Origin of the sequence: Streptomyces sp. NPDC094032 (assembly GCF_040303965.1) — a bacterium.
In the GTDB taxonomy this organism is placed as follows: domain Bacteria; phylum Actinomycetota; class Actinomycetes; order Streptomycetales; family Streptomycetaceae; genus Streptomyces.
This window is the reverse complement of the sequence record NZ_JBEOUE010000025.1, coordinates 31814-42805: the sequence shown is the minus strand read 5'-3', so window position 1 is coordinate 42805 and position 10992 is coordinate 31814. Positions and strand designations below refer to the sequence as shown.

The following is a 10992-nucleotide window of genomic DNA, read 5'->3' as shown; positions in this document are numbered from 1 at the left end:
TTGCCTGCGTCCCCCCGTCCTTCCCCTCCCCGAGGACACCCCATGCGCACCACCTCCGGCAGAGGCCTCCAGCCCAATGCCCTCGGCACGTTCGACACCATCGTGATGGCCGTGGCCGGCAGCGCGCCCGCGTACTCGCTCGCCGCGACGACCGCCGTGCTGTTCGGCGCGGTCGGCCTCGCCGGGCCCGCGGCGCTGCTCTACTGCGCCATACCGATGCTCGGCATCGTCCTCGCGTACGCCCGGCTCGGCCGGATCGACGTCAACGCGGGCGCCGGGTACTCCTGGGTGGGACGCACCCTCCACCCCTTCCTCGGCTTCCTCTCCGGCTGGGCCCTGGTCTTCGCCGCGACCGTCTTCATGGTCGCCGGATCCCTGCCCGCGGGCTCGCTGACGCTCTCGCTCCTCTCCCCCTCGCTCGCCTCGAACACGGCGCTGTCCTGCGCCGTCGGCGCCGGCTGGTTCCTGATGATGCTGCTGGTCGTGCTCGGCGGCGCGCGACTCACCGTACGGGCCCAACTCGTCCTGTCCGGCGTGGAGTTGCTGATCCTCGCCGCGTTCGTCCTGGGCGCCCTCGCGCACCGCGGGCACGCCACCGCCTTCGACTGGTCCTGGTTCGGCCTCGGCCAGTTCGACGGCACCTCCGGCTTCGCCTCCGGCGCGCTCATCGCCGCCTTCTACTACTGGGGCTGGGACGTCACCAGCAACCTCAGCGAGGAGACCCGCGACAGCCGCCGCACCGCCGGGCTCGCCGCGCTCGTCGGCATCGGTGTGGTCTTCCTGCTGTTCGAGGCGTTCACGGTCGCCGTCAACGTGCTGCTGAGCGCCGAGCGGATCGACGCCGCCGGAGCCAATGTGCTCGCCGTCCTCGGCGAGGAGATCTGGCCCGGCACCGGCGGCAGACTCCTCGTCCTCGCGGTGGTGCTGTCCACCGTCGCGACCCTGGAGACCACCCTGATCCAGGTCACCCGCTCGCTGTTCGCGATGGGCCGCGACCGCACCATGCCCGCCGCGCTCGGCACCGTACACCGGCGCTGGAACACCCCGTGGGTGGCCATCGTCGCCGTCGGCGCCGCCGCGCTCGTGCTGTTCGCGGCGGCCGCCGCCGCGGGCTCGGTGCAGCAGGTCCTCAAGGACGCGGTCAGCGCGATCGGGCTCCAGATCGCCTTCTACTACGGCCTCGCCGGCATCGCCGCCGTCGTCGCCTACAAGTCCCTGCTGCTCAGCTCCGTACGGGACTTCGTGCTCGGCGGGCTGTGGCCGCTGCTCGGCTCCGCCTTCATGCTGTGGGCCTTCGTCGAGTCGCTCGGCGAGCTCTCCACCACCGCCCTCGTCATCGGCCTCGGCGGCCTCGCCCTCGGCGTCGTCCCGATGATCGTGTACTGGCGCAAGGGCAGCTCCTACTACCGCCCCGCCCGCCTCGACGCGGTCCGCGCGCTCGCCGCCGCCGCGCCCTTCGACTCACCGGACTCGCCGCGCGCCCGCCGCTCGGACGAGTCGCTCGCCACGGACTTCTGACGGCCACTGCCTGAGAGGGAGGAACCCGGATGGCCGCGCTCCGCAGACCGTCCCGCTCGTCGCGCGCGGCGCGCTTCACACCCGACTTCGACCCGGACCTCGGCGACCGGGCGCTCACCGAGGCCCGCCACGACATGGTCATCGGCCGCTGGCAGGGCGTACGGGACCTGCTCCGGGCCACCGGCGACGACTGGCCGCGCCGCGCCCACCGGCTGCGGCTCCTGTCGCACGCCGCCGCGGGCAGCTCCACCGTCGAGGCCTGGCGGGCCGCCGAACCGGGCGACCCGGACGCCGCCGTGCTGCGGGCCGCCACCGAGGTGGTCCGGGTCTTCGACACGGCCATCGCCGCGGGCCGGGGCAGCACCGTCGACCGGGGCAGGACCGACGCGGCCGTCGACGCCTGCCTCGCGGCGGCCGAGGCGGCACCCGCCGACCCCATGCCGTGGGTCTCGCTGCTCTCCGTCGCCCGGCTGTACGAGGGCGGGGTGCCGCGCCGCGAACTGCGCCACTGGTTCGACGAACTGCGCCGCCGCGACCCGTACAACACCGAGGGCCACACCCAGGTGCTGCGCTACTGGTCGGCGCGCTGGCACGGCACGCACGGCGCCATGTACGACTTCGCGCGCGACGCGGCGGGGGTGGCCCCGCCCGGCTCACCGCTGCCGGTCCTGGTGCAGATCGCGCGGGTCGAGGAGTACCGCTACATCGCCGACGGGGCGCTCGGCCGGGGCCCGGTGCGCGGCTTCGACCAGCACTGGAAACACGAGCTCGCGGTGACCGAGCTGCGCCGCACGTACGCCCGCTGGATCGGCGGCCGCGAACCGGGCCGCCCGGTGGCCCCCGAGGAGGTCGCCGAGCTCAACTACCTGGCCCACGCGGCGTGCTACGCGGGCCAGGCGGAGGTGGCGCGGGACCTGATGGGGCTCCTCGGGACCCGGGCGGCGTGGGTGCCGTGGGTGTACACCGGGGACCCGGAGGAGCAGTTCGTACGCTTCAGGGAGGGCCTGGGAGTGAGCTGACCCCCAGGCCCCGCCCCCTTCGGTGTCAGACGCCGATGTCGCGGCCGTCGGCGCGCCAGACGGAGACGACGGCGGGCCGGACGATCCGGCCGGGCCCGTCGGGCCAGCTGGACGCCGGCTTCTCGACGGAGGCGCCGTCGATCTCGCCCGGGTGCTGGACGGCGACCAGGACCCGGCGGTCCTGGACGATCGGGCCGCAGGTCTCGGCGCCGGTCGGGACGGTCAGGAACTGCTTGAGCTCACCGCGCCGCTCGCCGTGCGTGGCGACGCCGAACAGGCCGTCGTGGGAGCCGAGCTGGTTGCCGTCGGTGGAGATCCACAGGTTGCCGTGCGGGTCGAAGGCGACGTTGTCGGGGCAGGAGATCGGCGACACCTTCTCCTTCGGGAAGCCCGCGAAGTAGGTGGCCGGGTCGTTCGGGTCGCCCGCGACGAGGAACAGACGCCAGGCGAAGCCGTCCGAGGCCGGGTCGTCCCCGTGCTCGGCGAGCTCCAGGATCTGCCCGTGCTTGTTGAGGTTGCGCGGGTTGGCCTCGTCGGCGCCCGGGTTGGTGCCCTTGCCCCGGTTGGAGTTGTTGGTCAGCGCGACGTAGACGCGGCCGGTACGCGGGGAGGGCTCGATGTCCTCCGGGCGGTCCATCTTGGTGGCGCCCACCTTGTCGCCGGCGAGGCGCGTGAAGACGTACACCTCCTCGGCGGTCATGCCGGGCACGTGCGAGACGGCACCGTCCGGACCGGCAGTGGCCAGCGGGATCCACACGCCGGACCCGTCGAACTCGCCGTCCGCCGGCAGCTTCCCGCTGCCGTCGATCTCGGCGGCCGGGCTGTCGCCGCTCAGCTTGGCGACGTACAGCGTGCCCTCGTCGAGCAGCGTGAGGTTGTGCGCGTGCGCGGCCCGCGAGCCGCCCTTCTTCATCCGCTTGCTCGACACGAACTTGTAGAAGTAGTCGAAGCGCTCGTCGTCGCCCATGTAGACGACGGGCCGCCCGTCGGCGGTCATACGGGGCTGCGCGGCCTCGTGCTTGAAGCGGCCGAGCGCGGTGCGCTTGCGGGGCGTGGACTCCGGGTCGTACGGGTCGAGCTCGACGACCCAGCCGAAGCGGTGCGCCTCGTTGGGCTCCTGCTTGAGGTCGAAGCGCTTGTCGAACCGCTCCCACTTGCGCTCGCTGGCGCCGGTGCCGATGCCGTAGCGCTTGTCGGTGGCACTCGACGCGTTGGCGAAGTACTGGTTGAAGTTCTCCTCGCCGTGGAGGGTCGTACCCCACGGAGTGGTGCCGCCGGAGCAGTTGTTGAGCGTGCCGAGGACCTTGCGGCCGGAGGGGTCGACGGAGGTCTTGAGCAGCGCGCTTCCCGCCGCGGGCCCGGTCACCTCGAAGACGCTGGTGGCGGTGAGACGCCGGTTGAGCCGGTGGCGGGTGACGGCCGTCAGCTTGCCGGTGCGGTGCTCCTCCTGGACCACGACGACACCGAGGCCGTGCGCCGCCCAGGCGATCTCGACCTGCTCGCGGGTCGGGTTCTCGGGGTCGTAGCCCCGGAACATCAGCACCTCGTCGGTGTACTCGTGGTTGGCCACGAGCACCTGGCGGTGGTGCTCGCCCGGCAGCGGCAGCAGCGACAGGAAGTCGTTGTTGTACCCGAACTGCCCGGCCTGCGCGGCGGCCGTCTGCTTCTCCGGGTCGAAGGCCGGCGCGCCGCGCAGGATGGGCTCGCCCCAGCGGACGACCACGTTCTGCTGGTAGCCGGCGGGGACGGTGACCTGGTCGGCGGTGTTCGGCGCGACCGGCTGGAAGCGCAGTCCGCGGGCCCCGTCGGCCTTCGGCTTCGGCCTGGCGTGCGCCTCTGCGGCGGGTACGTCCCCGAGGGCGAGGGCGGTCCCGGCGGTCGACGCGACGGTCACCACGGCGGCGGCCCGCATCAGCGAACGGCGCGAGAGCGCACCGGCTATGACGTCGCCGACGTACTCGTTGCCGCTGGTGTTGGGCACTTCCTGGAAGCAGGCGTCGCCACACCGGAACCGGCAGGTCATGGCGGAACGGCCGCCTCCATGCGAGTGGTTGCTCAGCATCGGCAGCAGCTTGCGCACGTCTTCCTCCGGGGTTGTCGACCTTCGTCCGGCGGTGACGTTATGTGCGCACATCTGCACGGCGGAGGCGGCGGAATGAACGCCGGATGAATGCACGGCGACCGGGGGCGCCCGGGTCGTAGGGCCGGGCGGGCGTGGCCGCTAACCTTACGTGTCCGCCCTGGCCAGGGATGAAGGACGCATAACGCCCAACTCATGCGAAGGGGTTCGCCCATGGGGATTCGGAGCTTGCTGCGCAAGGTATTCGGCCGAGACCGCGCGAACGACACCGAAGAGCCCTCCGCCCCGGCGACCTCCGTCCCGGCCCAGTCGACACCCCCGGAAACCACCCCCGAGGGCACCGCCGCCGAACGCGCGGCGGCGGACCTGGTGGCGGCTTCGTTCGACAACCCGCAGGTGCCGGGGGCGCGACGGGCGTCGGAGGGGGAGGCGGTGGCTCCTGCGGAGGCGGTTGCGGCTGAGGAGCCGGTTGCTCCTGCGGAGGCAGTTGCTGAGGCGGTTGCTCCTGCGGAGGCAGTTGCTGAGGCGGTTGCTCCTGCGAAGGCGGTGGCCGAGGCGCAGGCCGAGCCGGTTGCGGAGGCCGAGCCGGTTGCGGCTGCGGAGGCGGAGGTGACGGTCGCGGCGGAGGACGCCGACGCCGCCCCGGTCGCCGAGGCTGCGGAACCCGCGGTCGCGACGGAGCCGACGGGGGGCGACGCCGAGGAGTCCGCCGCTGGTGCGGCGGAGCCGACAGCCACGGCCGAGGAGCCGGCCGCCGCCGGTACGGCGGACAGCGACGAGGTTGAGGCGCCTGCGGCGGACGCGGCCGAGCCGACGGCCACGGCCGAGGAGGCCGCCGTCGCGGTCGAGGAGCCCGCTGCCGACGGTACGGCGGACAGTGCGGCCGACGCGCCTCCGGCGGAGCTGACGGCCCAGGCCGAGGCCGCCGACGCGGACGCGACGCCGAGTGACCTGGCGGAGCCCGCCGACGCGCCGCAGGCGCAGGAAGCGGCCCCGGTGCAGATCCCGGCCGCCCGCGCGGCCGAGGACATGGCGGAGCCGGCCGGCACCGACACCGACGCGCCCGTGGCGGTGGAGGCCGACGCCCCCGCCCCCGTACAGGCAACCTCCGGCCCCGCTCTCCCCCTCTCCAAGGTCAAGGCCGTCGCCCCGCAGCTCGCGGAGGCGTACAAGGCCGCCGGGGCCGTGCTGAAGAAGCAGGGGCTCACGGGGGCGCGGGCGGCCGTGTACCTGGTGGTGGACCGGTCGGGGTCGATGCGGCCGTACTTCAAGGACGGCTCCGTGCAGCGGCTCGCCGAGCAGACCGTGGCGCTGGCCGCGCACCTCTCGGAGGACGCGGCGGTCACGGCGGTCTTCTTCTCGACGGACATCGACGGCACCGCCGAGCTCCGCCCCGCCGACCTCACCCCGGACCGCGTCGAGACGCTCAACGCGACCCTCGGCCGGATGGGCAGGACCAACTACCACCGCGCGGTCGAGGAGGTCCTCGCCCACCACGAGAAGAACGACCCGGCCCGCCCGGCCCTCGTCGTCTTCCAGACGGACGGCGCCCCCGAGTCCCGTACGGCCGCCACGCAGGCGCTGGCGGAGGCGGCGGACCGCCCGGTGCACTGGCGCTTCACGGCCTGGGGCGAGGAGGACGGCAAGGCGTTCGACTACCTCCGCAAGCTGCCCGGCACGGTCCCGAACACCGGCGTCCACCTGGCGGGCCCGGCCCCGCTGGAGACCCCGCACGCGGCGTTCTACCGGGGCCTCCTCGCGGAGCTCCCGGCGCTCTGACGGAGCCCGCGGTCCCCTCACCTGGTTTTAACCGTGTGAGGGGACCCTCTTCCGGCCGTTAAAATTCGCAGCATGGCGGCCACTGGATCCGAGAAGCAGGGCACGAAGGCGTTCTACGTCTCGACCCCCATCTACTACGTCAACGACGCTCCTCACCTGGGCCACGCCTACACGACCGTCGCAGGCGACGTGCTCACGCGCTGGCACCGTCAGCGCGGCGAGAAGGTGTGGTACCTCACCGGCACGGACGAGCACGGTCAGAAGATCATGCGCACGGCCGAGGCGAACGACGTCACGCCCCAGGCCTGGTGCGACAAGCTGGTCGAGGAGGCCTGGAAGCCCCTCTGGCAGCACCTGAACATCGCGAACGACGACTTCATCCGCACCACGCAGAAGCGGCACACCGACCGCGTCCAGGAGTTCGTGCAGGACCTGTACGACAAGGACGAGATCTACAAGGGCGGCTACGAGGGCCCGTACTGCGTGGGCTGTGAGGAGTTCAAGCTCCCGGGCGATCTCATCGAGGCCGAGGACGGCACGAAGCTGTGCCCCGTCCACAAGAAGCCGGTGGAGATCCTCAAGGAGGAGAACTACTTCTTCAAGCTGAGCGAGTACGGCCCGAAGCTGCTGGAGTTCTACGAGGCGAACCCGGGCTTCATCCAGCCGGAGTCGGCCCGCAACGAGGTCGTGAACTTCGTGAAGCAGGGCCTGGAGGACCTCTCCATCTCGCGCTCGACCTTCGACTGGGGCATCCCGGTCCCGTGGGACAGCGAGCACGTGATCTACGTGTGGATCGACGCGCTGCTGAACTACGCGACGGCGGTCGGCTACAACGAGAACCCGGAGAAGTTCGCGGAGACCTTCCCGGCCAACGTGCACCTCATCGGCAAGGACATCCTGCGCTTCCACGCGGTGATCTGGCCGGCGATGCTGATGGCGCAGGGCTTGCCGGTGCCCGGGCGGATCGCGGCCAACGGCTGGCTGATGGTCGGCGGCGAGAAGATGTCGAAGTCGAACCTGACCGGCATCAAGCCGCAGGACCTGACCTCGCACTTCGGCGTGGACGCGTACCGCTGGTACTTCCTGCGGGCCATCGCGTTCGGGCAGGACGGGTCGTTCTCGTGGGAGGACTTCTCCGCCCGCTACACGTCCGAGCTGGCGAACGACTACGGCAACCTCGCCTCGCGCGTGGCGGCGATGGTCGGCAAGTACTTCGGCGGCGAGCTGCCGGCGGCGACGGCGGACGGCGACGCGGAGAAGGCGGTCCACGAGGGCCTGGCCAAGGCCGTCGCGGTGGCCGACGCGAAGATCGGCGAGGAGCTGGACTTCCAGGGCGGCATCCTGGCGATCTTCGACTTCGTGAAGCAGGTCAACGGCTACATCACGGAGCAGGAGCCGTGGAAGGTCGCGAAGGACGAGTCGGCCGAGGGCCAGGCCCGTCTGGCGACCATCCTCTACACGGCCGCCGAGTCGCTCCGCGCCGTCGCCGTCCTGCTCAACCCGATCATGCCGGAGACCTCGCAGTCCCTCTGGGACTCCCTCGGCGCGGAGCCCACCCTGGGCGCCCTGGCGACCCAGCCGGTCCAGAACGCGGCGCAGTGGGGCCAACTCCCGGCCGGCGCGACGGTCACGAAGGGCGCGATCCTGTTCCCCCGCCTGGAAGACCCGAAGAAGGACTGACCCCCAGGTCACCCCAGCACCACCGAAGGCCGCCGGCCCTCCCCCTACGGGAGGACCGGCGGCCTTCGCCGTACGCGGGCCCAGGCCGCACGGCTCACTCAAGCGAGTGAATATGCCAGAAGCATGCCCGAAACGGCCCATCCCCCTCCCTACGCTCGTCGTGCCCGAAGCCCCACCCCGGAAGGCCCCCGAGGAGCCCCGTCGAGCGCCGCCTCGACACCCTCCTGCGCCTCGACAGCGCGGAGGACGGCGCCCTGCTCCTCGTCATCGAGGCCCAGGGCAGGAAGGACCCGGCGAAGCCCGCGAGCTGGGCGTACTACACCGCGTACCTGTGGACGAAGTACCGGCTGCCGACGGCCCTGCTGGTCGTCTGCCAGGACCGTGCCACCGCCGAATGGGCCGGGCGGCCGGTGAGCAGCGGGCCGCCGCACCTGCCCACCCTCACCTTCCGGCCGGTCGTCGTGGGACCCCACAACATGCCGGTCATCACCGACCCGGACGAGGCCCGCGCCGACCTGGCGCTGACCACTCTGTCGGCCATCACGCACGCGGGCGATCCGGACATCGGTGCCATACTGAAAGCACTGTCCACCGCTCTGCGGGACGTCCCCGAGGACGTCGCCGATCCGATCATCGAATTCACCACCCAGGGCCTTGAACGACGACCGGCCCTAGAGCTCTGGAGGAACCTGGTGGCCGTGGACCTCTCCTTCTACAAGTCGGTCATCTCCGAGGAGATCCGGGACGAGGGCCGCGCCCAGGGCCGGGCCGAGGCCATACTGATCATCCTGGAGCAGCGCGGTCTCGACGTCTCCGACGCCGCCCGTGAGCGCATCGCCGACTGCGACGATCCGGAAGTGCTGCGCGGCTGGGTCGCACGGGCCTTGAGCGTGTCCAGCACCGACGAGATCTTCGCCGACGAGGACGCGTAGCCCCGTCGTCGCATACGAAAGGGCCCGGAACCGTACGAACGGTTCCGGGCCCTTCACATGCGCCGAGGCGGGGCTACTACCGCGCCGCGTCCGGGTGGACCGACTCCGTCACCGGGCGGTCGTCCGCGGGCTTCTCCTTGGCGACCGGCTTGCGGAGCTGGATGTTCAGTTCGCGCAGGCGGGACTCGTCGAGTTCCGTCGGGGCGCCCATCAGGAGGTCCTGGGCGTTGCCGTTGAGCGGGAAGGCGATGGTCTCGCGGATGTTCGGCTCGTCGGCGAGGAGCATCACGATGCGGTCGACGCCCGGGGCGATGCCGCCGTGCGGCGGGGCGCCGTACTCGAAGGCGCGGAGCATGCCCGCGAACTCGGACTCGACCGTCTCGCGGGAGTAGCCCGCGATCTCGAAGGCCTTGAACATGATCTCGGGCTCGTGGTTCCGGATCGCGCCCGAGGAGAGCTCGATGCCGTTGCAGACGATGTCGTACTGCCAGCCGAGGACGTCCAGCGGGTCCTGGGTCTCCAGGGCCTCCAGACCGCCCTGCGGCATCGAGAACGGGTTGTGCGAGAAGTCGATCTTGCCGGTCTCCTCGTCCTTCTCGTACATCGGGAAGTCCACGATCCACGCGAAGCGGAAGACGTTCTCCTCGAAGCGGCCGGCGCGCTTGGCGGCCTCGACCCGGACCGGGCCCATGATCTTGGAGACCTCGTCGAACTCGCCCGCGCCGAAGAAGATCGCGTGGCCGGGGAGCAGGCCGAGGCGCTCGGTGAGGACCTTGACGTTCTCCTCGGTGAGGAACTTGGCGATCGGGCCGGTGAGCGCGATGGGGGCACCTCCCACGCCGTCAAGGCTGTGGGGGACCTCGCCCACGCGGACCCAGGCCAGGCCCTTCGCGCCGAGGGAGACCGCGAAGTCACCGAGCGCGTCGAAGAACTTGCGGGGCTGGTCGCCGGTGTCCGGCACGGCGAGCGCGCGGACGTGCTTGCCGGCGAAGGCCTTGAACTCGGAGTTCTCGAAGACGTCCGAGATGTCGACGAGCTCCAGGTCGGTGCGCAGGTCCGGCTTGTCGTTGCCGTACTTCAGCATCGACTCGCGGAACGGGATCCGCGGGAACGGCGAGCTGACCGGACGGCCGCCGCCGAACTCCTCGAAGAGCTCCGTCATCAGCTTCTCGATCGGCTGGAAGACGTCCTCCTGCTCGACGAAGCTCATCTCGACGTCGAGCTGGTAGAACTCGCCCGGCGACCGGTCCGCGCGCGCGTCCTCGTCACGGAAGCAGGGCGCGATCTGGAAGTAGCGGTCGAAGCCCGAGATCATCAGCAGCTGCTTGAACTGCTGCGGCGCCTGCGGCAGCGCGTAGAACTTGCCCGGGTTCAGACGGGACGGGACGACGAAGTCGCGGGCGCCCTCGGGGGAGGTCGCGGCGAGGATCGGGGTCGCCATCTCGTTGAAGCCGAGGGCCACCATCTTGGAGCGGATGGAGGCGATGACGGCGGAGCGCAGCATGATGTTGCGGTGCATCCGCTCGCGGCGCAGGTCGAGGAAGCGGTACTCCAGGCGCCGCTCCTCGTTCACGCCGTCGTCGGCGTTGATGGTGAAGGGGATCTGCTTGGCCGCGCCCAGGACCTCGACCGTGGCGGCCTCGATCTCGATCTCGCCGGTGGCGAGCTCCGGGTTCACGTTGTCGGCGCCACGCGAGACGACCTTGCCGTCCACCCGGACGACGGTCTCCTTGGTCAGCTTGTCCAGGACCTCGGCCGCGGCGGTGCCGGGACGGGCGACCAGCTGGGTGATGCCGTAGTGGTCGCGCAGATCGATGAAGAGGATGCCGCCCAGGTCGCGCCGATTGTGCAGCCAGCCGCTCAGCCGGACGTCGGCACCGACGTCAGAGGCGCGGAGCTCGCCGCAGGTGTGGGACCTGTACCGATGCATCGTCGTTCATCCAGTTCTTCGGGGTTCTTCGGGATCCTTGCGGGCGCCGGACGG

At 71.4% G+C, this 10992-nt stretch carries 6 protein-coding genes and 1 pseudogene; 5 read left to right on the top strand and 2 right to left on the bottom strand.

Annotated elements, in window-relative coordinates:
• Positions 1-42 precede the first annotated feature (42 nt).
• Together ABTZ54_RS28405 and ABTZ54_RS28400 are read left to right on the top strand one after the other, a co-directional pair.
• Positions 43-1518 (top strand): APC family permease, encoded by a 1476-nt coding sequence (locus tag ABTZ54_RS28405; RefSeq protein WP_351668479.1) that lies wholly within the window; start codon positions 43-45, stop codon positions 1516-1518.
• 29 nt (positions 1519-1547) lie between these two features.
• On the top strand, positions 1548-2537 hold the full coding sequence (locus tag ABTZ54_RS28400; protein ID WP_351668477.1) for a hypothetical protein: 990 nt from the start codon (positions 1548-1550) through the stop codon (positions 2535-2537).
• Between the two features lie 25 nt (positions 2538-2562).
• Here the strand turns inward: ABTZ54_RS28400 and ABTZ54_RS28395 are convergent, their stop codons facing one another.
• Positions 2563-4617: a PhoX family protein gene (locus ABTZ54_RS28395; protein WP_351668475.1), complete on the bottom strand. Its 2055-nt coding sequence runs from the start codon at positions 4615-4617 to the stop codon at positions 2563-2565.
• 228 nt (positions 4618-4845) lie between these two features.
• Between ABTZ54_RS28395 and ABTZ54_RS28390 the strand changes: the two genes are divergently transcribed.
• The 3 genes and pseudogenes from ABTZ54_RS28390 to ABTZ54_RS28380 form a co-directional block, all read left to right on the top strand.
• Positions 4846-6396, top strand: coding sequence for a VWA domain-containing protein (locus tag ABTZ54_RS28390; RefSeq protein ID WP_351668473.1), 1551 nt, complete (start codon positions 4846-4848; stop codon positions 6394-6396).
• Between the two features lie 72 nt (positions 6397-6468).
• Complete coding sequence (metG, locus tag ABTZ54_RS28385; protein WP_351668445.1) at positions 6469-8076, top strand: methionine--tRNA ligase; 1608 nt, start codon at positions 6469-6471, stop codon at positions 8074-8076.
• Between the two features lie 194 nt (positions 8077-8270).
• Positions 8271-9008 (top strand): annotated as a pseudogene (locus ABTZ54_RS28380) (RpnC/YadD family protein); the annotation flags it as partial.
• Positions 9009-9084: 76 nt separating this feature from the next.
• On the opposite strand, the gene aspS reads toward ABTZ54_RS28380, so the two are convergent.
• The gene (aspS, locus tag ABTZ54_RS28375) at positions 9085-10938 is read right to left on the bottom strand and encodes an aspartate--tRNA ligase (RefSeq protein ID WP_351668443.1); all 1854 of its coding nucleotides are present in this window, start codon (positions 10936-10938) and stop codon (positions 9085-9087) included.
• Between the last annotated feature and the right edge of the window lie 54 nt (positions 10939-10992).

Excerpts from the sequence above, each read along its gene's own strand:
- ABTZ54_RS28405 (WP_351668479.1), top strand. The coding sequence starts at position 43 with ATGCGCACCACCTCCGGCAGAGGCCTCCAGCCCAATGCCCTCGGCACG.
- metG (WP_351668445.1), top strand. The coding sequence starts at position 6,469 with ATGGCGGCCACTGGATCCGAGAAGCAGGGCACGAAGGCGTTCTACGTC.
- aspS (WP_351668443.1), bottom strand. The coding sequence starts at position 10,938 with ATGCATCGGTACAGGTCCCACACCTGCGGCGAGCTCCGCGCCTCTGAC.
- ABTZ54_RS28400 (WP_351668477.1), top strand. The coding sequence starts at position 1,548 with ATGGCCGCGCTCCGCAGACCGTCCCGCTCGTCGCGCGCGGCGCGCTTC.